Source organism: Sorangium sp. So ce1504 (assembly GCF_051521635.1).
Taxonomy (GTDB): domain Bacteria; phylum Myxococcota_A; class Polyangia; order Polyangiales; family Polyangiaceae; genus Sorangium; species Sorangium cellulosum_B.
In genome coordinates this window covers 5,271,429-5,292,073 of sequence record NZ_CP150365.1, presented here as the reverse complement: position 1 = coordinate 5,292,073, position 20,645 = coordinate 5,271,429, and the positions used below count along the sequence as shown (strand labels likewise).

16 protein-coding genes and 1 pseudogene are annotated in these 20,645 nt (G+C 70.7%); 12 read left to right on the top strand and 5 right to left on the bottom strand.

Going from position 1 to position 20,645, the window contains the following annotated elements; all coding sequences use genetic code 11:
- Positions 1–370 precede the first annotated feature (370 nt).
- The 6 genes and pseudogenes from WMF39_RS19850 to WMF39_RS19825 all read left to right on the top strand — a co-directional run bounded on the left by WMF39_RS19850 (position 371) and on the right by WMF39_RS19825 (position 6,893).
- Positions 371–1,591, top strand: a complete 1,221-nt coding sequence (locus tag WMF39_RS19850; RefSeq protein ID WP_437747057.1) for a vWA domain-containing protein — start codon at positions 371–373, stop codon at positions 1,589–1,591.
- Positions 1,592–1,681: 90 nt separating this feature from the next.
- A complete protein-coding gene (locus tag WMF39_RS19845; RefSeq protein ID WP_437747056.1) occupies positions 1,682–2,983 on the top strand; it encodes a BMP family lipoprotein in 1,302 nt (433 codons plus the stop codon).
- Positions 2,984–3,066: 83 nt separating this feature from the next.
- Positions 3,067–3,543: pseudogene (locus tag WMF39_RS19840) on the top strand (ATP-binding cassette domain-containing protein); the annotation flags it as partial.
- 174 nt (positions 3,544–3,717) lie between these two features.
- Positions 3,718–4,653, top strand: a complete 936-nt coding sequence (locus tag WMF39_RS19835; protein WP_437748002.1) for an ATP-binding cassette domain-containing protein — start codon at positions 3,718–3,720, stop codon at positions 4,651–4,653.
- Entirely contained in the window at positions 4,650–5,723 is a 1,074-nt protein-coding gene (locus WMF39_RS19830; protein WP_437747055.1) for an ABC transporter permease, read from the top strand. Before WMF39_RS19835 ends, WMF39_RS19830 begins: the two co-directional genes overlap by 4 nt.
- A 60-nt stretch (positions 5,724–5,783) precedes the next feature.
- Positions 5,784–6,893, top strand: coding sequence for an ABC transporter permease (locus WMF39_RS19825; protein WP_437747054.1), 1,110 nt, complete (start codon positions 5,784–5,786; stop codon positions 6,891–6,893).
- On the opposite strand, the gene WMF39_RS19820 is transcribed toward WMF39_RS19825, so the two are convergent.
- The 4 genes from WMF39_RS19820 to WMF39_RS19805 all read right to left on the bottom strand — a co-directional run bounded on the left by WMF39_RS19820 (position 6,878) and on the right by WMF39_RS19805 (position 11,035).
- A complete protein-coding gene (locus tag WMF39_RS19820) occupies positions 6,878–8,146 on the bottom strand; it encodes a DNRLRE domain-containing protein (RefSeq protein WP_437747053.1) in 1,269 nt (422 codons plus the stop codon). The genes WMF39_RS19825 and WMF39_RS19820 overlap by 16 nt on opposite strands.
- Positions 8,147–8,690: 544 nt before the next feature.
- The gene (locus WMF39_RS19815; protein ID WP_437747052.1) at positions 8,691–8,975 is read right to left on the bottom strand and encodes a hypothetical protein; all 285 of its coding nucleotides are present in this window, start codon (positions 8,973–8,975) and stop codon (positions 8,691–8,693) included.
- 124 nt (positions 8,976–9,099) lie between these two features.
- Entirely contained in the window at positions 9,100–9,753 is a 654-nt protein-coding gene (locus tag WMF39_RS19810; protein WP_437747051.1) for a tetratricopeptide repeat protein, read from the bottom strand.
- Positions 9,665–11,035 (bottom strand): hypothetical protein, encoded by a 1,371-nt coding sequence (locus WMF39_RS19805; RefSeq protein ID WP_437747050.1) that lies wholly within the window; start codon positions 11,033–11,035, stop codon positions 9,665–9,667. The genes WMF39_RS19810 and WMF39_RS19805 overlap by 89 nt, the downstream gene beginning before the upstream one ends.
- A gap of 118 nt (positions 11,036–11,153) precedes the next feature.
- Between WMF39_RS19805 and WMF39_RS19800 the strand changes: the two genes are divergently transcribed.
- The gene (locus WMF39_RS19800; RefSeq protein ID WP_437747049.1) at positions 11,154–11,378 is read left to right on the top strand and encodes a hypothetical protein; all 225 of its coding nucleotides are present in this window, start codon (positions 11,154–11,156) and stop codon (positions 11,376–11,378) included.
- A gap of 4 nt (positions 11,379–11,382) precedes the next feature.
- Here WMF39_RS19800 and WMF39_RS19795 read toward each other — a convergent pair whose 3' ends face one another.
- Positions 11,383–11,604 (bottom strand): hypothetical protein, encoded by a 222-nt coding sequence (locus WMF39_RS19795; RefSeq protein ID WP_012236178.1) that lies wholly within the window; start codon positions 11,602–11,604, stop codon positions 11,383–11,385.
- A gap of 144 nt (positions 11,605–11,748) precedes the next feature.
- Between WMF39_RS19795 and WMF39_RS19790 the strand changes: the two genes are divergently transcribed.
- The 5 genes from WMF39_RS19790 (at position 11,749) to WMF39_RS19770 (ending at position 20,546) form a co-directional block, all read left to right on the top strand.
- Entirely contained in the window at positions 11,749–11,898 is a 150-nt protein-coding gene (locus tag WMF39_RS19790) for a hypothetical protein (protein WP_437747048.1), read from the top strand.
- Positions 11,898–12,938 (top strand): STAS domain-containing protein, encoded by a 1,041-nt coding sequence (locus WMF39_RS19785; protein WP_437747047.1) that lies wholly within the window; start codon positions 11,898–11,900, stop codon positions 12,936–12,938. Before WMF39_RS19790 ends, WMF39_RS19785 begins: the two co-directional genes overlap by 1 nt.
- 100 nt (positions 12,939–13,038) lie before the next feature.
- Positions 13,039–14,034, top strand: a complete 996-nt coding sequence (gnd, locus tag WMF39_RS19780) for a phosphogluconate dehydrogenase (NAD(+)-dependent, decarboxylating) (RefSeq protein WP_437747046.1) — start codon at positions 13,039–13,041, stop codon at positions 14,032–14,034.
- 110 nt (positions 14,035–14,144) lie between these two features.
- Complete coding sequence (locus WMF39_RS19775) at positions 14,145–17,993, top strand: RHS repeat-associated core domain-containing protein (protein ID WP_437747045.1); 3,849 nt, start codon at positions 14,145–14,147, stop codon at positions 17,991–17,993.
- Between the two features lie 33 nt (positions 17,994–18,026).
- Positions 18,027–20,546: an AAA family ATPase gene (locus WMF39_RS19770; RefSeq protein ID WP_437747044.1), complete on the top strand. Its 2,520-nt coding sequence runs from the start codon at positions 18,027–18,029 to the stop codon at positions 20,544–20,546.
- The last annotated feature ends 99 nt before the right edge of the window (positions 20,547–20,645 follow it).

The following is a 20,645-nucleotide window of genomic DNA, read 5'->3' as shown; positions in this document are numbered from 1 at the left end:
CGACCCAAGCCCGGCGCGGCGCCGTCCACGTTCGGCGCCAAGGTCCGCCTCGTCGACAACGTTGCCCACCAGAGCCGGCGCTCTCAGCCCCTTCCATACACCGGGCGTCGCGCACCGAGCTGTGGTGAGAGAGGAGACCACACTTCGAGGAATGCTGGGCCGCGGCAACCCATTGCCGGACCGCGTTGCCGGAAAGCATCATTTCTGATCCGTGCGTCGTCCGGCTGCCATGTTGGTCAGCTATGCTTCCCGGATGACGGACACCGGGAGCGAGCTTCACGGCCGTGTCTGCTCCGGGTGTCTCACGCAGAATCGACGGCTTTGGCGCCGGCGACACGCGCCCGGCCGCGCTTCATGGAGGGTTCGACTTATGAGATTGCCCACGATGGCCATTGTGTTGCTGACAGTGGGTGCGATCGGCGTTGGATGTGGGGGCAATGGCGCCAGCGACGGCGACGGGAGCTCGCAGAGCGGCGGCCCGGGGAGCGGGGGCTCTGGCCAAGGGAGCTCCCAGAGCACGAGCGGCGATTTCGGATCGGGCGGTCCGGGCGCAAGCGGCTCCTCGGGGCAAGGCGGCTCCTCGAGCAACGGCAGCTCCTCGGGCCAAGGTGGGGCGTGCGCCACCCAGTCGGCCAGCGCCGACCTCCAGCCCGTGTACCTCGCCTTCGCGTTCGACGTGTCCGGCAGCATGGGCATGGGCGACGAGCCCTGGTACGACAAGGAGCTCAAGTGGGATCCCGTCGTGGCGGCGACGAAGCAGTTCTTCAGTGATCCCCTGTCCGAGGGCATCAACGCGTCGCTCAGGTTCTTTCCGAGCGACGACGAGGACCGCGATGAGAAGTGCTCGGCCGAGACCTACGAGAGACCGGAGGTCCCGATGACGCCGCTGCCCTCTGCGCGCTTCGAGGAGGCGATCACCGCGGTCACCCCGGCCACCAGCGCCGACTGGCGCGGCGGCACGCCGACGCTGTTCGTCATGCAGGGGACGATCTCGTACGTCGAAGACCAGCGGCAGGCCACGCCCGGCAGGTACGCCATCGTCCTCGTCACGGACGGCTATCCTGCGGGCTGCGGCACGGAGGCCAACAGGATCGAGGGCGTGTCGGACGCCGCGGCCGGCGCGCTCGAGGACGGCGTCCCGACGTACGTCATCGGCGTCGACAACCCGCCGATCGAGGGCGCGCCGCACGACCTCGACAACCTGCACCAGATCGCCGACGCGGGCGGGACGGAGCAAGCCTACCTGATCGACACGGGCAATCCCGGGGCGACCTCGGCTGCCTTCAAGGCGGCGATCGACGCGATCCGCGGCGCCTCGGTCTCCTGCACGGTCGAGATCCCGCCCGCTCCCGACGGGCGGAGCTTCGACGCGCAGCGGGTCCGCGTGACGTACCAGAGCGGCGGAGGTAACCCGACGGCGCTCTCCTACGACCAGGAGTGCGCGAGCGAGAACGCCTGGCGTTACGACAGCGCCGCGAACCCGACCCAGATCGTGCTCTGCGACAGCACGTGCGCCACGATCCAGGCGGACCCCGAAGCGGCCCTGGGGGTCGACTTCACCTGCGAAGACGTGATCGTGATACCGCAGTGAAACGCGGACGACGCCCAGCACACCTGCGCTCGGCGTCGTCTGTCTCGGCGGTTCTTGACACCCTGCGACATTCCCGCCCACGATGCCTCGGTGACACCTCACCCGCCGAAGTCGCCCGCGGCCCTCGCTGTCCCGCGCCCCGCTGCCCGCCCGCCCGCCGCCCTCACCATCGCGCTGTCGCTGCTGGCCGGCGCGTGCCAGGGCTCGTCGACGAGCACGAGCCCGCCCTCGGAGAAGACCGCCGGCCCCAGCGCCGCGGCGCCGGCGAGCGCTGCGCCCGCGGCGCCGACCGCCGCCTACAAGGTCGGCATGGTGCTTGTCGGCCCCTACAACGACAAAGGGTGGAACCAGGCCCATCACGACGGCATCCGGTCGGTGCTCGCCAAGATGCCGGACGTCGGCTTCGAGTATGTCGACAAGGTGAACCCGTCCGACCGCCCGAACGTGAAGGGTTCCCAGGTCGCGGACGATCTCATCTCCCGGGGCGCGCGGTTCGTCGTTTACAACTCCGACGATTACAAGGACGACGCCCTCGAGACCGCGCGCAAGCACCCGGAGGTCACGGTCATCCACATCTCCGGCGATTACGCCTGGAAGGAGGGCAAGAACCACAAGCCCCAGCCGAACCTGGGCAACCTCATGGGGCGTATCGAGACGGCCCAGCACATCGCCGGGTGCGCCGCGGCGCTCGGCACCGAGACGGGCAAGATCGGGTATGTCGGCCCGCTCGTGAACGACGAGACCCGCCGGCTGGTCACCGCGGCGTACCTCGGCGCGCGGTACTGCTGGGAGAAGTACCAGAAGAAGAAGCCGGAGGACCTCACGTTCAAGGTCACGTGGATCGGCTTCTGGTTCAACATCCCGGGCGTCACCCTCGACCCCACCAAGGTGTCCGACGACTTCATCGGCGGCGGCTTCGACGTGCTGATGACCGGGCTGGACACGCCCGAGGCCGCGCTGCAGGCCAAGAAGGCGAGCGGCGCGGGCAAGAAGGTCAAGTACGTCCATTACGACCACAGGGCCGGCTGCGACCTGGCGCCGGAGATCTGCCTCGGCGTCGCGTACTACAACTGGGCGCCGCTCTACCGCGACGCGATCGAGAAGGCGCGCGCGGGCAAGTACGCGAGCGATTTCGTCTGGCAAGGGCCGGACTTCCGCGACCTGAACGGCGAGTCGTCGGTCGTCGGCTTCGGGCCTGGCGCCGCGCTGGGAGAGGCGCAGGCGCCGCTCGGCGCGTTCGTCATCGAGCTGGCCAACGGGCTCGACCTCTTCAAGGGGCCGCTCAAGTTCCAGGACGGCACCGAGTTCCTGAAGGACGGCGAGGCCGCGACGCCCCAGCAGATCTGGTATCTGCCGCAGCTGGTCCGGGGGATCACCGGGCCGAGCAAGTAGCCGTCTCCGGGCGGTGACCCATGCGGATCGAGATCGAGCGCGTCGCGAAGCGGTTCGGCCCGGTCAAGGCCAACGACGGCGTGTCGCTGACGATCCAGGCTGGCGCCGTCCACGGGCTGCTCGGCGAGAACGGCGCCGGCAAGAGCACGCTCCTCCGGATCCTGGGCGGGCTCCTCCGCCCGGACGCGGGTCGATTGCTCTTCGACGGCCGCCCGGTGGCGCTCGCGAGCCCTGCGGACGCGCTCGCCGCCGGCGTCGGCGCGCTCCACCAGGAGCCGCTCGATTTCCCGCCGCTCACCGTCCTGGAGAGCTACCTCGTCGCCCGGCCCCGCGCGCGCGGCGTTGAAGGCGGTGCGCGCTCGCTGCTCGCAATCCGTGGCCGCGCCGCGGGCGTCTTCCTCCCCCGGCGCGCGGCGCGCGAGGAGCTGCTCGCGCTCGCGGCGCGCTTCGGCTTCTCCGTCGACCCGGACGAGCACGTCGCCCGGCTCACCCTCGGGGAGCGCCAGCAGATCGAGCTCTTGCGGCTCCTCTCGCTGGGCGTCCGAGCGCTGCTCCTGGACGAGCCCACGACGGGGATCTCCGGGGCGCAGCAGGAGGCCCTGTTCTCCGCGCTGCGGCGGCTCAAGGCGGACGGCAAGGCGATCGTCCTCGTGTCGCACAAGCTCTCCGACGTCGAGGCGCTCTGTGATCGCGTGACGGTGCTGCGGCACGGCAAGGTGGCGGGAAAGGCGGAGATGCCGGCCGGTGCCGATCGTCTCGTCGCGCTGATGTTCGGCGAGGCGCTCGCGCCTCAGGAGCGGTCCCCCGAGGAGGGCGGCGGCGCGGCGCTCGCGCCCCTGGAGCGCCTGCCCGAGCCGAGCGGCGGCGCGGAGCCGAGCGGCGGCGAGGCGCTCGCCCTCGAGGGCGTGGCGTTCGGCGATCACCGGCTCGACGTGCGCATCGCCCACCTGGCCGTCCGCCGCGGCGAGGTGATCGGGCTCGCGGGCCTCGAGGGGAGCGGCCAGCGCCTCCTGCTGCGCGCCTGCGCGGGGCTGCTCCGGGCGCGGCGGGGACGCGTCGTCGTGGGCGGGGCCGACCTGACCGGCCGCCCCTACCCGGCCTTCCTGCGCGCCGGCGTGGGCTACCTGCCCGCCGATCGCCGTCGCGAGGGCCTCATCGCGGGCCTCTCCATCGAGGAGCACGTCGCGCTGCGCGCGCCGCGGCCCGGGCTCTTCCTGCGCCCGCGGGAGATCCGGCGCGCCGCCGAGCGGGCGATCGAGGCGCTCCGGATCCGGGGCCGGCCCGACACGCCCGTCGAGCGGCTCTCCGGCGGCAACCAGCAGCGCACCCAGCTCGCGCTCCTCCCCGCGGGCCTCGCGCTGCTCCTCCTGGAGCAGCCGACCCGGGGGCTCGACATCGCGTCGGCGCGCTGGGTCTGGGAGCAGCTCCTCGCGCGGTGCCGTGCCGGCGCGGCGCTCCTGTTCGCGTCGTCCGACCTCGACGAGCTGATGCGCTACAGCGATCGCATCCTCGTGTTCAGCGGCGGGCGCGTCTCGCCGCCCGTCGGCGTCGCCGACCTCACGCTGGACCGGCTCGGGCGGATGATCGGAGGCGAGCTCGACGACGCCGCCCTGCCCTCGGCGCCTGGTGCACCTGCGCTGCCCCCGGCGCCTGCGGGGTCCGACCGATGAGCTCCGAACCGAGCGCCCCAGCCGAGCGCGCCGTGCGCCGCGGGGCCGTATCCCTCCTCCTTCGCCTCGCACCGCTGGCCCTGGCGTTCGCGCTCGTGGCGGGCCTCTGCGCGCTCCTCGGCGCCTCGCCGGCGGCGGTGGCCGCGGGCCTGTGGAAGGGCGCGTTCGGCTCCACGGATCGCGCCGCGCGGGTGCTCGTCACGCTGGCGCCGCTGCTCCTCTGTGGGAGCGGCCTGCTCTTCACGTTTCGCGCTGGCCTGTACCACCTCGGCGTCGAGGGGCAGCTCGTCCTGGGCGCCGTCTGCGCCACGGGCGCGGCGCGCGCCCTGTGGCCGCACCTCCCGGCGGGTGTCGTGGTCGCGCTCTGCGTCGGCGCGGGCGCGATCGGCGGGGTGCTCTGGGGCGCCCTCACGGGCGCGCTGCACACGCGGGTCCGGGTGAGCGAGATCTTCGCGGGCCTCGGCATGAACTTCGTGGCCCAGGGGCTGGTCCTGTACCTCGTCTTCGGCCCGTGGAAGCGCCCTGGCGTCGCGTCCATGGCCGGCACCGAGCCGCTCGACGGCGCGCTCTGGCTCTCCACGCTGGGCGGCACCGATCTCAGCCCCGTCGCGCTCCTGCTCGGGGTCCTCTCGCTCCTCGGGACCGCCGTCGTGCTCGGGCGGACCCACCTCGGGCTCCGGCTGCGGGCGGTGGGGCTGAGCCCGCCGGCCGCGGAGGTGCTCGGCGTGCTCGCGGCGCGGCAGGTGCTCCTCGCGTTCGCGGTCTCCGGCGCGCTCGCCGGCGTCGCCGGCGCGCTGCAGGTGCTCGGCACGTTCCACCGGCTCATCCCGAGCATCTCGAGCAACCTCGGCTTCCTCTCGCTGCTCGTGGTGATGCTCGCCGGGCGGCGCGCCGCGCTCGTCGCGCCGATCGCCCTGTTCTTCAGCGCGCTCAACGTCGGCAGCCTGGAGCTCCCGATGACCCTCGGGCTGGAGTCCTCGCTGTCGGGCGTGCTCCAGGGCGCGCTCGTCCTGTTCGCGCTCCTGTCCCCCCGGGCGGCGCGCGGCGGCGGGCGGCCGGAGGTGGCCTGATGGCACGAGGCCCGAAGGGACGAGGCCGATGGAGGCAGGCCTGATGGAAGGACGCCTCCGATGGAAGGAGCAGCCCTCATGAGCGACGGCGGCGCCGAGCTCCTCTCGCTGCTCGCGACCGCGCTCGCGGCGTCGACGCCGCTCGTCTACGCGGCGGTCGGCGAGACGCTGACCGAGCGGGCCGGGGTCATCAACCTCTCGGCCGAGGGCGCGATGATGCTCTCGGCGATGGTCGGCTTCGCGGCCGCCCTGTCGACCGGGAGCGTCCTCGCCGGCTTCGCCGCCGCGGCCGCGACCGGGGCGCTCGTCGCGCTCGTCGTGGCGATCGGCGGGATCTACCTCGGCCGCTCCCAGATCGCGGTCGGCTTCGTCCTGGCGATGCTCTGCGCGGATCTCTCGTCGGTGCTCGGCGGCCCGTACGTGCGCGTCCCCGGGCCGACGGTGCCGGCGGCGTCGATCCCGGTGCTGCGGGACGTGCCGCTCGTGGGGCCGCTGCTGTTCCAGAGCGATCCCCTGGTGTATGGCAGCTACGTCCTCGTCGCCTGCGCGTGGCTCTTCCTTTATCGCACGCGCGCGGGGCTCCTCGTCCGCGCGGTGGGCGAGCAGCCGGCGGCGGCGCACGCGCGCGGCGCGCATGTGACGTGGGTGCGCACGGCGGCGACGCTCGTGGGCGGGGCGCTCGTGGGCATCGCCGGCGCGGCGTACTCGCTCGATTTCAAGGCGGGATGGAGCCACCGCCACACGGCGGGTTACGGCTGGATCGCGCTGGCGATCGTGATCTTCGGCGGCTTCCATCCGGTGCGAGCGGCGCTCGGCGCGTACCTCTTCGGCGTGCTCTCGTCGGCGGCGAGCCTCGGCCAGAGCGCTCTGCCATCGGTTCCGACGCAGGTCTTCAGCGTGGCGCCGTTCGCGCTGATGATCGCGGTCCTCGGGCTCACCTCGAGCGGGCTCCTGGAGCGCGCCTCCGCGCTGCTGCCGAGCGCCGCGCGCCGCCCGCTCCTGCGCGCGTTCGACGCGACGCCTCCCGCGGCGCTCGGGCAGACCTACCCGGCGGACGACGGTGCGGAGCAGCGGCCGCGCGGCGTGGATCAGAGCGCCGAGGAGCGGTTGTGTGATGTGGGTGATGGGGCGGAGGGGCGGCCGCGCGGAATGGATCAGCGGGCGAGATAACAGACCTCGAGCCAGGGGCGGTCGCTCTGGAGGGGGTGATCGCTCGAGCGGTACGACGTGCGCCCGTCCGGCCCTTCCTCGACGAGGAAGCCGTAGTTCGGTGTCGTGCCGTCGACCCACGCCTGGACGAGCCCGGTCAGATCGGCGCTCATGGCATAGGGGCTGACATAGGTGAGCTCCGCCGCGGTGGCCTTGTCGTAGCTCGCGGCGAAGCTCTGCCATGTCACTTTGTCTTCGCTCCACGGCACGGTGATCCGGTGAGCACGGACGGTCTCGTCGCTCGATCCGAAGGCGACGACGCCGAACTCTGCCGACGTGACGGTGGCCCCGGCGGGGATGCCGTCGAGCCCGAACCGGTAGAGCGCCTGCTTGCGCGCGCCGTTGGAGTCGCCCGAGTAGTTGTAAGGGATGTGGCCGTCGCTGTAGCGGGGGAAGGCTTCCCAGATATCGGCGTCCTCGACCGCGCCGAAGGCGCCTCGCTGCAGGGTGACGCACACGTCTTTGCATGCGTCCCCGAGGCCGTTAGCATCGCTGTCGAGCTGGTCTGGATTCGCGGCAGCGGGGCAGTTGTCGCAGGCGTCGCCGATCCCGTCGAGGTCGCTGTCGGTCTGGTCCCAGTTGGCGACGCTGGCGCAGTTGTCGGTCGCATCGCAGAACGTATCGCCGTCGGTATCGCCGAGCGGACACGGATCGCAGGCGTCGCCGATCCCGTCTCCGTCCGCGTCGGCCTGGTCCGGGTTGCCGTGGTTGGCGCAGTTGTCGCAACCCGCGCCCAGGCCCGGCGCGATGTGGTCGCCGTCGTCGCTCGAGAGCGACGACAGCCCGATCTCGTAGCCGTCGCAGACGTCGCGATCCGCGCAGGGGATCGGGCCGGAGACCGCATCGTACAGGCAGAGGAGCGACGCGCCTTCGGTCGCCTCGACGTACACGCGGGCGAAGCCGACGGCCGTCGACCCGCCGTCGACGACATCGACCTGGAGATCATTGCACGCCGCGGGATTGTAGAGGGCGAGGACGTCGGGCTCGGTGAACGTCCTCTGGAGCGTCTCCGAATTGCAATCGCAGCCGTTGGTGCTCGCGACCGTGTCGAGATGGACCCCATTCAGGTACAGCGAGAACGCGCCGGCGCCGCAATCGGCGTGGTTGATGGTGTACGTGATCGCGGTCGGTGCCCCGAATGCCGTCCCGGGGATCCCTGCGAGCACGAGAAGAGTGAGGCAAGCGCCAGCAGCGCTCGTATGGAAGTATCGCATGATTCTTCTTATATTCTTAGTTTAGACAACATACAATAGCCCTGAGAGGTTTTTGGTTCGCTGGTGCGCGCGTGTGCATCTGTCGCGTGTCGCGTGTCGCGTGTCGCGCAGTGAACAGCGGGGTACACGGTGCGCAGTGAACAGCGGGATACTCGCCATGGGGTGAACGGCGGGATACGCGCCGTGGGGTGAACAGCGAGGTACACGACGCGCAGTGAACAGCGGGGTACACGGTGCGCAGTGAACAGCGGGATACTCGCCGTGAACAGCGGGATACGCGCCGTGGGGTGAACGGCGGGGTACGCGACGCGGGTTACGCATCCGGCGGTCAACTTGTCGGGGGCGGGCGGCCGGGCAGCGCCTCGACACCATCGCCGTCCGCATTCGTGATGACGCCGGTCGTGGTGGTGCCGGTGTCGATGGGACGTTGCGGGCGTTCAGGCGGCTTGCCGCATTGACGATTTCTTACGGCGCTCCGCCGCGAGCGGCGGGCGCGCGGGTACGGCCGGGACGCTGGCGCGCAACCGGCGGCTGGGATATAGCGTTACGACCGGGCCAACATCGGCGTTTGCCCAGATTTGGCCAGGACGAGAGGCAGGCGGGAGAAGGACCTTCTCCGCCGTTGATCGGGGTCGACCGCGGATGGTCCGGACCAGGCGGGCGCGACCTCCGGATCGGTCGAGCCCGCGTCCGCGCGCTGCAGCAGGTAGGCGGCGCGCAGCGGCTCGGTCGACAGCGGCACCTCGCGCCGCACTTCGAACCGGCGTGGGCCCCGCTGGACGAGCTGCGCCGCGAACAGCGCGTGCCAGGCCGTCCGGGTCGAGCCCATGGGGCGTCTCTAACGGACGGGACAGGCGGGGCAAGTATCCGCGCCGCAGCGCACTCCCAGGGTCTGCAAGCGACGGTTCACCTGCTGGTGTGCCCGAGGTTGGACCGTGCGGCGTCGCGAGAGCTCAGGAGGGGAAGTCCTGGTCCAGGTGGGCGACCAGATCGTTCCGATCGATGCTACGCCATGCGCTGCACGCGGCCTCGATGTGCCGCCGCCGAGCGGCCGAGTCGGGCGCGAGGACGGCGAGGCGGTGATGTGTCCAGCCGATGGAGTAAGGCGCCGGGATGCGCTCGTAGAGAGCCAGGGCCTCCTCGTAGCGAGCACGGGCAGCGCTGGTTTCGCTGTGGGCTTGCGCGATGTCTCCAAGGCTCTCGATGCAGTCGGCCTCGCCGCGCAATGACCCTACCTGCCGGTAGAGCGGCAGCGCTTCCTGGTAGCGCGCCCTCGCCTCATCGTGATGCGAGCGCTCCAGCGCAATATCTCCAAGGCTCTTGATGCAGCCGGCCTCACCGCGCAAAGACCCCACCTGCCGATAGAGCGGCAGCGCTTCCTGGTAGCGCGCTGTGGCCTCGTCGTGATGCGAGCGCTCCAGCGCGACGTGTCCAAGGCTCCGGATGCAGGTCGCCTCGCCGACCACATCCCCTACGTGCCGGTACCGCGCCAGCGCTTCCTGATAGCGCGCTGTGGCCTCATCGTGCCGCGAGCGCGGCAGCGCGATGTCGCCAAGGCTCTGGGCGCACAGCGCCTCTCGCCGCCGGTCTCCGGCGCGCTGCGCCACATCCAGCGCGCGACCAAAGGGCAATGGAGCCGCATGCCCGGAAAAACGCGCGAAGTTGGTCAAGGCCACGGCCGCGTCGATCCATCGACCCGCGTCGGCATCCGTCAGCCCGCGCCGGATCATGGCGTCCAGGTTCGCGCCCTCCGCTGCGAGCCGCGCCGCCGCCGCCGCGTCGCCCCGGCACCGGTCCGTGCGTGCACGCGAGCTCCCGATAATGCTCCATCGCCCTCGCGAGGTCCTCCACGACCGGCGGGTACTCCGCCGCCACGTACTCGCGCACCGGCGAGAGCATCTTCAGCCGGCCGCCCTCGAAATAAGCCAGCCCTACCTGCGCCAGCGCCCGCGCCGCCGCCGGCCCTGTTCCCGGCAAGAGCACCGCAAAATCCCGCTGCGCGATGCCGTCCGGCAGCACCGCCAGCACCGAGAGCAGCCGGCGCGCGCCGGCCGCCATTCGCGGCGATCCGAGCGACAACTCGAGCGAGGTCTTCCAGCTCCGGAGCCGATCGCGGGCTCCACCGTCGCGCTCCAGCACCGCCGTCCGGCGCGCCTCCCACTCCTCCTTCAGGTTGACCAGATCGTTGCCGTGGGCCGCTTGTGCCAGCAGCGTGATCGCCAGCGGGATGCCCTCCATGAGGGGAAGGAGCGCCGAGAGCGCCGGCTTGCCCCGGTGCTCCTCGCCCGCGATCGCGCAGAACACCGCCTCCGCCTCGGCCCGCCCCAGCGGCCGGAGCTCGACGGGCGAGCTCCAGGTCACGTGACCCGGCCGGCCCGCGCCGCGCACCGACGCCACAAGCGACAGGCCCGGCACGGCCGCAAGCTCCGCGAGCAACGCCTCGGTCCCGGACCGGTCGTCGCCATCCCAGGGCGTCTCCAGGTTGTCCAGCACGAGCACGGCCGGGCCCGCTGCGAGGACCGACAGCGCCCGCTGCCACCGATCCGGCCCGGAGGTGACGCGCAGCGCGCCGGCCAGCGCGACGGCTGCAGACTCGGCATCCGGCGCAGCGTCGAGCCGCGCGAAGAAGCGCCGCTCCCCGAAGCGAGCCACGACCTCCGGGCGGTGCAGGACCGCCAGGCTGACCGTGCTCTTGCCGACGCCCGCCGCACCAAGGAGCAGCACGCGTCCCGGCGGCTCGCGCACCAGCGCCGCGACGATGGCGTCCACCACCGGGCCTCGGCCGATGCACAGCTCCGCCGGCGGCAGCCCCGCGGCCAAGGCGCTCCGTCCTCCCGGAGCCGCCCGCCGGCTCATCACGCCCTCGACCACCGCGCGTAGGCCACGCACCACCTCGGTCCACGCCTCGCCCCGAACCGGCCAGCCCTCGACAGGCCGCCCGCCCTCGGGGAGCGGAGCGAGCTTGCCGAATTCGGTCCAGCCCCAGTCGCCGACTATCCCGCGACGCGTGACGCGTGACGCGCTCTCGGGGTGGGCCGACGGCTCGAAATACCGCTTCATCGAGTACAGCCATCGCGGCCAGCGCATGCTGGGCGCGAGCGCTCCGGACGCGGCCCGCGCCGAGGCGCTCGCGGGGCGCCTGCGGGAGCGCGTCAAGGGGGCGTCGCCCGCGGTCGCCTGCTTCACCCCGGCAGAGGTCCTCCGTGAGGTGAGGCTCGCGGGCGCGCCGTGACGGCTCAGCTGATCCCCATGGGCGCGCCGCCCTCGGCGACGAACCGATCGGCGATGTCCACGAGGAGCGCGTCGGTGGCAGGCTTGCTCTTCACCGTGACCTGCGTCTCGTCCGGCAGGAGCACGAACGAGCCGACCACCTTGCCGTCGAGCCGCACCTCGTGGCTCCCGCCGGGCGGAGCAGGGGCAACCTCGTAGACCTTGCCGTCGCGTGCCTTGATCTTCATGACCTAGCGGTAGCACGCAGGAGCACCGAGCGCGTTCCCCCGGGCGGCAGCCCCACGGCAGCCCGCCTCGGGCAAGAGCCCCTCCACCGCGGGCGGATTGCGCGGTAGGATGCGGCTGCGCGCTGAGCGCGAGGAGTGTTCACCGTGCCGAGATTCGATCTGGTCCCGAGCCCGATGCTCGCGTCGACGACGGCGCGGAAGCGACCCGGGGAGAGCGTCATGACAGCGGCCTGCGCGCGCGCCATCGAGCCACGGACCTACGCCGCGGGCCGCCCGCTCGACGCCGATCGCTGATGCTGACGCCAGAGCCTGGCCAGCCCCCCGAAGCCGGCGGCGGATGGATCGTCCTCGGCGTCCTGAACGAGATCCTCCTCAAGCTCGCCAACCAGCCGGACCTGCGGTCGCTGTGGGAAGAGGTCTGCGCGAGCGCGCGCTGGATCGTCCCGTCCCAGCGGCTCTGTGTCGTCCTCGCCAAAGATGGCGGCGGCGCCAGGATCGCGGCGAGGTACGAGCGCGGCACCTTCGAGTACGGGGCGCCCGAGGGCGGCGGCGTCGTCGTGGACGCCTGGATGGTCGCGGCGCTGGAGGCGCAGCGCCCCGCCTGGTTCAGGGGGCCGTGGGACGAGGCGCGCGAGGCGGATCGCGCGCGCGCATGGCTCCTCGCGGAGGACCCCGACGTCGTCTTCCATGTGCCGATCCAGGTCTACAAGAAGACCATCGGCACGATGCTCTTCGCCCTGGGAGACCAGCGCCAGATCGACCGGAAGGCGCTGGCGAGCGCGACCACGTACGCGCTGTACGTCGGGGCCACGTACACGACGCTCAAGAACTCGCTCGACCTCGCCGCCGCGAGCGCGCAGCTGCGCGAGCAGAACGACGAGCTCGAGCGGGTCCAGATCGAGCTGCGCCTGCAGCTCGACCGGGTCCGCGCGGCGCACGAGGCGATGCTCGAGATGTCGACGCCGATCATCCAGGTGTGGGACGGCGTGCTCACGCTGCCCGTGATCGGCACGCTCGACAGCGCGAGGGCGGCCCGCATGATGGAAGAGGTGCTCGACGCGGTCGTCCGGCACGGCGCCCGCTTCATGATCGTGGACCTCACCGGCGCGCAGGCGGCGGACACCTCGACCATCGATCACCTGCTGCGGATCTTCGCGGCGACGAGGCTGCTCGGCAGCCGGTGCATCGTCTCCGGCGTCCCGACGGCGATGGTCGGGCGCATCCTGGAGTCCGGCGGCAGCCTCGACGGGATCCCGGTGTTCAGCACGCTGAAGAGCGCGCTCGAGCACGCGGTGGGCGCGATCCGGCAGCAGGCACAGCCGGCGCGCCGGTAGCCGCCGCAGCCGGAGGAGCGCCCGGGCCGGAGCGGTGAAGGCGGCGCGCCGCGCGCCGCGCGCTGTGATACGCCCGCGATCCCACACAGGAGCATGACGGATGAAGCTCGCGATGATCGGACTCGGCAGGATGGGCGCCAACATGGCGCGCCGGCTCATGCGCGGCGGCCACGAGGTCGTCGCGTTCGATCTGAACCAGGACAGCGTGAAGCGGCTCGGCGAGGAGGGCGCGGCGACGGCCTCCTCCCTGGGCGGCGCGGTGGCGCAGCTCGCGTCGCCGCGCGTGGTCTGGGTCATGCTGCCCGCGGGCGCGCCGACCGAGCGCGTCGTGGAGGAGCTCGGCGAGCAGCTCGGCGCCGGCGACGTGATCATCGACGGGGGCAACACCTACTTCAAGGACGACGTCCGCCGCGCCAGGGCGCTCGCCCCGAAGGGCATCCGCTACGTCGACGTCGGCACGAGCGGCGGCGTGTGGGGGATCGACCGCGGCTACTGCCTCATGGTGGGCGGCGCCCCCGAGGCGTTCGCCCTGGTGCAGCCGATCCTGCGCACGCTCGCGCCGGGGCCGGGGGACATCCCGCGCACGCCGGGCAGGCAGGAGGCCCAGGGCGGCGCGCACAGCACGTCGGAGGAGGGCTACCTGCACTGCGGCCCGGTCGGCGCCGGGCACTTCGTGAAGATGGTCCACAACGGCATCGAGTACGGCCTCATGCAGGCCTACGCGGAGGGGTTCGACATCCTCAAGAACGCGGCGACGGAGCGCCTGCCCGAGGAGCACCGGTACGCGCTCGACCTCGGCGAGATCGCCGAGGTGTGGCGTCGAGGCAGCGTGGTGGGGTCGTGGCTGCTCGACCTCACCGCGATCGCCCTCGCCGAGAGCCCGGAGCTCGCCGGGTACAGCGGCTTCGTGCAGGACTCCGGCGAGGGCCGCTGGACCGTGATGGCGGCGATCGAGGAGGCCGTCCCCGCAGAGGTGCTGTCCTCGGCGCTCTACGCGCGCTTCCGCTCACGCCACGATCACACCTTCGCCGAGAAGGTCCTCTCCGCGATGCGGCACAAGTTCGGCGGGCACCTGGAGCGCCCGACGGGGGGCTGAGGCGAGGTTGACGGTCAGAACCGACCTCTGGCAGCGTTGCCGTCATGGCCCGCACCGCCCCTCTCCCGAACATTCCGGCGATTCCTGGCATGAACCCGGGGGTGTTTATCATGGGAGGAGGCGCCGTCGTCGGTGGGCGCGGCGGAGCCTCAGGCCGTGGAAAGGCGCGAGGACAGGGGGCCAGCGGCAAGAACGGCGGCGACAAGGCGAAGGGCGGTGGAAAAACCGCCTGCGGCGCAGGTAAAGATGGCGGCGGTTGCCCGAACCACCATGGCGGCCGCGGAAGCGGAAAGATCGCCCAGGGCGATCCGGTCGATGTGGTCACCGGCCGCGTGTTCACCGTCCCCGAGACGGATGTCGACATCCCGGGTCCCCTTCCTCTCCAGCTCGTTCGGTCGTACGGCAGCCAGGCGCGTGAGCGGGACGTCGGGCTCGGCTTCGGATGGACCCACAGCCTCGCATGGGCAATTGAGCTTCGCCGACGGACCACCATCGTCGTCACGGCCGACGGCAACGAGGAGGAATTCGGACTCGTTCCGCGGGACGCTGGCGTCCTCGGCCCGCATGGCTGGGTCCTCCACAAGGAGGGCGACGGGTTCTCCCTCGATTTTCCGGACGGGGATCGCCTGCTGTTCGAGCCGGATCCGGGCGACCGCACGCCGCATCGCTTCCGCCTCGCCGCGCAGGTAGATGCATTCAACAACAGAATCGCCCTCACCTATAGTGAAGGTCGCCTGGCCCAGGTCACCGACAGCGTGGGGCGCGTCCTACGGATTCGACCGGCGTCCGCGGGACGTATCGGCCAGATCGAGTTCGTGAGCCGCGCGTCCAGGGGGCGTTCGCTCGTCTTCGCGCGCTACCAGCACGACCAAGCAGGCGATCTCGTCGCAGTGACCGACGCGGATGGAAACACCACGAAGTACGGCTACGACGACGAGCACCGGCTCGTCTGGCAGCAGAGGCCGACCGGGCTGACGTTCCACTACCGATACGATCCCGCCGGACGATGCGTCGAGACATGGGCAGACTACCCCGGCGCGGTCGACCCGTGCCTCGCCGCCTCTGTCCCGGCGCTTCTGTCGGATGGCAAGACGCCCGCGAAGGGCATGCACCACGTTCGACTCGACTTTTATCCCGATGGCTACTCGGAGGCCACCGACTCGGTCACATTTCACCGTTACTTCGGCAATGAGCACGGTAAGGTCGACAAGGCCATCACAGCCGGAAGCGTGTATACGCGCACGTATGACGAGCGGGGCCACCTGCGCTCGTTCACCGATCCACTCGGAGCGACGACCTGCTGGACGCGCGATCTCTTCGGGAACGAGACGCGAATCGTGGACCCGCTCGGGAACGTGACGGTGATCGAGCGGCTACGGAACGGCGATATCCGCAAGATCATCGATCCGGAAGGCAGCGTGACGGAGGTGGCGTACGCCGAGCGAGCGATCTTCTGGACCGATCCGATCGGCGCGACCTTCGAGATCCGCTTCGACGCTCGCGGCCTCATGGAAGCGACCGTGGCTCCGACGGGGCATCAGACGCGTTACCGTCACGATGAACACGGCAATCTCGTCGAGGTGCTCCGCGCGTCCGGCACGCGCTGGACGGCCGCGTACGACGAGCTCGGGAGGCGGACGGCGGAGCGCGACGAGAGCGGACGCGTGACCGAGTTCTCCTACAGCAACAAGGGGCTGCTCCTCGCGGTGCGCGAACCGAACGGCGCTGTCACGCGTTACGATTACGATGGCGACGAAAACCTCCTCTGTGTGACCGATGCCGACGGCCGGGCGACCCGCCTCGTGCGCGGAGGCACCGGCTCGCTGGCGGACGCCATCCTGCCGGACGGGAGCGTCATTCAGCTCCGGTACGACCGCGAGGAACGCCTCGTCGAGATCCGCAATGCGAACAGGGAGGTGTACTCGATCGAGGTCGGCGCTCTCGGCCTCCCGATCGCGGAGAGGACGTTCGATGGCCGGGAGATTCGCTATCAACGCGACGCGCTCGGGCGCGTCCTCCTGATCCGCCGTGGAAGCGAAACGACAGAGCTCCAGCGCGACCTCGCCGGACGCGTGGTGAAGAAAATCTACGACGACGGAGCCGAGGAGCACTTCTCATACAACGGCCGTGGCGAGGTGATCCTGGCGGAGGGGAGCGGCTGTACGGTCGAGCTGCGACGCAACGCGGTCGGATGGGTGATCGGGGAGAAGCAGGTCGTGGACGGCGAGGCGTTTCAGGTCGAGGTGACCTGCGATCGGGTCGGGACTGCACTTCGGAGGGCGACGTCCCGAGGTCATGCGGTAGAGTGGGCCTTTGATGAGGCCGGGCGCTGTACGCGCACGCGGCTCGACGGCCGCGACGAGATCTTTTCGCACCAGGACGAACGGGGACTCCCGGTCGAGACCCACCTGCCGGGCGGAGGCCGCATCGGCGCGCAGTACGACGCGAGCGGCAGGCTCGTTGCACGGCGGGTGTGGCCCTCATCCAGCTCGCTCGCATTGCGTCCAGGCGAGCCGGAGTGGGTGGGGCCCCGTATGCCCAACATGACCGTGGATCAGGCGTTTCAATATACCTCGGCGGGGCATCTCGCAGCCGTGTGGGATGCGCACTTCGGACACAAGCGCTTCGAGCACGATGCGCTCGGCCAATTGCTGGCCGTGATCCCCGAGGAAGCGCGCGATGGGCTCGCGGCCAGGCGTCCCCATGCTGTCGAGCGCTTCCGCTATGATGCCGCCGGAAACCTCCATGAGCACGGCGAAGGGGCGGAGGTGCGCCGCTACGAGAGCGGGGGCCGGCTGGAGACCAAGGGCTCCACCCGCTTCCTCTATGACGAGCAGGGCCGGCTGATCGAGAAAAGGGCGCGAGGCGCCGCCGGGGACGACCACGTGACACGTTATGCTTGGTCGGCGAGCGGAATGCTCTCGAAGATCCAGGGGCCAGACGGAACGACGGTTGAGTTCATGTACGACGCGTTTGCGCGGAGGATGAAGAAGACCGTGTGGCAGAAGGGAGAGAGCGGTGAGGCGCGCCTCCTGCGCACGACGCGCTTCTGCTGGGACGCGATGACCCTCGCCCACGAGATCGCGGGGATCCCCGAAGGGGAGATCGAGGAGCGCACCTACTGCTTCGATGAGAGCGGGGCTCCGTGGGCTCACCGCGATACGAGGCACACCGGGGAGGGGTCGGTAGCGGGGCCATGGCTCTTCTATTTGAACGAAGCCATGACGGGCTTTCCGGAGCGCCTCGTCGATGGGAAAGGTGAGGTCGTGGGCGAGCTGTTCCGCACGGCATGGGGGAAGGTGACGTCCGAAGCCGGAGGCAGCGCGCCGACACAGGTGCGCTTCCTGGGGCAGTATGAGGACGTGGAGACAGGGCTCTTCTACAACAGGCACCGTTACTACGACCCCGATCTCGGGAGGTACATCTCGCCCGATCCCGCAGAGATCGACGGCGAGCTGAACGCTTACTGGTACGCGCGCAACCAGCCGTGGACCATCGTCGATCCCGATGGGCTCATCTATTCCCGCATCCTCGACAAGGACGGCAACGTCCTTACGTACGTGGACGAAGACCACAGTACGAGGCCATATGTGGGGAGGAACCCGAGCGAGGGCGGCAGGGTCACGCCGGCCGGTCACATCAGCGACAAGCCGTGCGCGGAGGCGCAGGTCTTGACGGTCATGGGGGAGAACATTCGAAGAGACGTGATGAAAGAGCAGAAGACGGTGCGCGTTCAGGATCGCATGACCCCCGAACAGGTCGACGCCGAGGTGAACCGGCGCATCAAAAAGAAGTTCCAGGACGAAGGGCTCTCGATTGAGACGTACGACAGCGCGAAGATGCGGAAGCGGGTCGACCCGTGCGAGAGATGCGGAGCGATGTTCGAAAGGCTCGGCATTCAAGAGCACGTCGTCGGGATGAAGGGCAAGAAAGGCCAATACGGAGTCTACAGGGCCTAGAACAGGAGACGAGCGTCCCCCACCGAGGTGCGAATGCATCGTGAGGAAAAGGAAAGATCGCCAGAGGCCGTCTCTTGGACCGAGGGGGAAGAGCGCGCTCGTGAAGCGATCGAGCGATGGCGCGTTGCTCCGGGCTCCGCGTGCCTGCTGCACGGCCCGCCGGGAGCCGGCAAAACGGCGCTGTGTATGCTGCTCGTCGCCGAAGCGAGCGAGCGTGTCGGGGTGCGCACCGCCGCGGTGCAGGTCGGACGAGCGGGCCGCTTCGCCTCCGAGCCCGAGATCCTCGCGTCGCTCCTGGAGCAGCTCGGTGACGACGTGCTGCGCCCTCCGCGGGACGTCCTGAAGTTGCGTTCGGAGCTCCGGAACAGGCTGGCCAACGGCCAGGAAGAGGACGAGCCCGAGGTGCTCCTCGTGCTCGATGGCCTGGATGAGTGCGTCGACTGGCCTCGCGAGGCTCGGGTATCGACGCTTCAGGCGCTCGGACAGCGCGTCCGATGTCTGGTCTCCATCTCCGGCGGCGAGGGCGACGCGCATGCTTGGAGGGAGCGGCTCGGATGGAAGGCCGGTGATGCGCTTTTCGTCGAGGTTGCGCCGCCTTCCCCCGCGGCAGCGGAGCGCCGAGGCATTCCGAGCTGGGCAGCTGCAGGGGGCAACGGCGGACCGGAGGCGCTCGCCGCGGAGGTCGAGCGTGAGCTCCGACTCCTCCAGGGAGGAGAGGTCGCGCTGGAGATGCTCTCCGTGCTGGCCCGCGCGCTCGCGCCGCTCGATGCAGAGGATGTCGCGGAGCTCCTGGAGATCGACGACCTTGCCGTGCGCGGTCGCCTGCTCGTATACGGACCGTTCCTCGATCGGATCTTGCGCCGGGATGGGCCGGTGCGTGCGGTGCGATTCCAGCACGAGGCGCTGCGGGTCGCGTGGGAGCAGAGGAGCGCCGGTCGGGATGAGGCGATCGAGGCGCGTTACCGCGGCGCGATCGCGCGATGTACGGCGGAGCCCGCCGGCCGCCGGCCAGCCTACTTCCGCCGCTATGCGAGCGCACACCTCGCGCTCGGCGGCGCTCCCATCGCTTCGATGCTCGCGTTTGCCGAGCCGGGTTGGGTAGCGGGTAACTCTGCCGAGGCGCTCGCGTATGCCCTTACAGATCTCCGCCGCCTGCGCGATCGAATAGGAGAGGAGGTGGAGCGTTGCAGATCCCTGCCTCCCCCCCTCGCCGCGGCGCTCGTCCGCTGCGCGTCAGCGCAGGGCGCGGCGGCGACGCTGGGAGACACGGAGCCGTGGGAGAGCCCCGATGCAGACGTCGCGACTTCACTGCTCGATGCGGACGCGGCGCGCGCGTTGGCATTGCTTGCCCTCGCTGCGGAGGTCTCACTGTCCGCCCAAGCCGGAGTCCGCGAGCGAGCGCTCGAGATCGCCGATTGCACGGGTGCGCGGTGGTCGAGCGCCTTGGCGCTGATCGCCATGGCCGAGGCGGCGGAGGGCGAGAGGCGCACTCGGTATGCGCGCGCCGCGCTGGAAGCTGCGCGCCAGTCGGACGGGGAAGATGCGCCCCGGGCGCTCGTCGTGGCGGCGGGCCTGCTCCCCGAAGAGGAAGCCCAGGAGGTCGCCGCAGAAGCCATCGCGCGCGCGGGAGGGGCGCCGCCCGCGATCGTGCCTGAGCCTGGAGTCAGCGAGGCTTCCGCGGTCGCGCTGGAGCGAGCTTCGCGTTCCCTGCCAGCGCCCCAGCGAATTCGCGTCCTCGCCCGGTTGCTCGCGGACCTGCCGAAAGAGGCGAAAGTTCACGCCGTCCAGGAGATCGAACGGCTCTGGACGCCTTGGTGCTTCGAGAGCAAGAAGGAGGCCGAGGCGGTGGCGCCTTATCTGTCCGACGCTCTCCTGGAGAGGGCGCTCGAGGAGGTCCCGGTCTGGCCGGTGCACGCTCTCGGGGCGAGGCTGGTCTCGCTCGGGCGAGAGGCCGACGCCCGGGCGCTCGTGCTGCGATGGGCGGCGAGCAGCGCAGGGTACCGGGCGGACGCGCTGCTTCGCCTCGGCGAGAGGCTCCCTGCGGGGCGGCGGCCGGTGGAGGAGGTCCAGGCCCTCTTCGAGGAGCTCGCCCCGGAGGAGCGATGCAATTTGATCAAAGAGCACCCTTCCGCTTCGGTCGCGCTCCTGGGGGCGGAAGCGGCTTTACGCATAGCAGGGGACTGCGTCGAGCCCTCCGGGAGCTACGTTCGGGCCGTCGCACTGGCACGGCTTGTAAAGGCGCTTCCTGAAGCGATGCGCGCCGAGGCGGCCCGACGTGCGGTGCTCGCCTTCGAGGCAGCAGGCGCAGACGCCGATGTGCTCGGCGATCTCTGCGAGGCTGCGCCGTGGATGAGCCCTGCCGAGGCGGCACGGCTGGTCTCGACGAGCCTGTTCGACGCCTCAGGGATTCCGTCGCTGGCAGGCGTCTTCCAGGGATGGGCAAGCGTGGCGCAGCTCGCGGGCGTCTTTCGCCGGGCCGGAGGGGAGGAGGCCGTGCTTGCGGCCGCCGATGAGGTGGCGTTCGCGGGGCGGTGGCTGCGCAGCGTGGAGTGACCCGTCCTCCCCCGCTCATGCTCATGCAGGACGCTTGGTCAGGAGTGCCACACGCCGCGCCGAAGAACGATGAAGCGCCGGCGAGGTCGAGGCGCGATC

Coding starts and splice junctions, on each gene's coding strand:
- WMF39_RS19835 (WP_437748002.1), top strand. CDS start 3,718: ATGCCGGCCGGTGCCGATCGTCTCGTCGCGCTGATGTTCGGCGAGGCG.
- WMF39_RS19775 (WP_437747045.1), top strand. CDS start 14,145: ATGGGAGGAGGCGCCGTCGTCGGTGGGCGCGGCGGAGCCTCAGGCCGT.
- gnd (WP_437747046.1), top strand. CDS start 13,039: ATGAAGCTCGCGATGATCGGACTCGGCAGGATGGGCGCCAACATGGCG.
- WMF39_RS19815 (WP_437747052.1), bottom strand. CDS start 8,975: ATGGGCTCGACCCGGACGGCCTGGCACGCGCTGTTCGCGGCGCAGCTC.
- WMF39_RS19850 (WP_437747057.1), top strand. CDS start 371: ATGAGATTGCCCACGATGGCCATTGTGTTGCTGACAGTGGGTGCGATC.
- WMF39_RS19795 (WP_012236178.1), bottom strand. CDS start 11,604: ATGAAGATCAAGGCACGCGACGGCAAGGTCTACGAGGTTGCCCCTGCT.
- WMF39_RS19785 (WP_437747047.1), top strand. CDS start 11,898: ATGCTGACGCCAGAGCCTGGCCAGCCCCCCGAAGCCGGCGGCGGATGG.
- WMF39_RS19830 (WP_437747055.1), top strand. CDS start 4,650: ATGAGCTCCGAACCGAGCGCCCCAGCCGAGCGCGCCGTGCGCCGCGGG.
- WMF39_RS19825 (WP_437747054.1), top strand. CDS start 5,784: ATGGAAGGAGCAGCCCTCATGAGCGACGGCGGCGCCGAGCTCCTCTCG.
- WMF39_RS19820 (WP_437747053.1), bottom strand. CDS start 8,146: ATGCGATACTTCCATACGAGCGCTGCTGGCGCTTGCCTCACTCTTCTC.
- WMF39_RS19770 (WP_437747044.1), top strand. CDS start 18,027: ATGCATCGTGAGGAAAAGGAAAGATCGCCAGAGGCCGTCTCTTGGACC.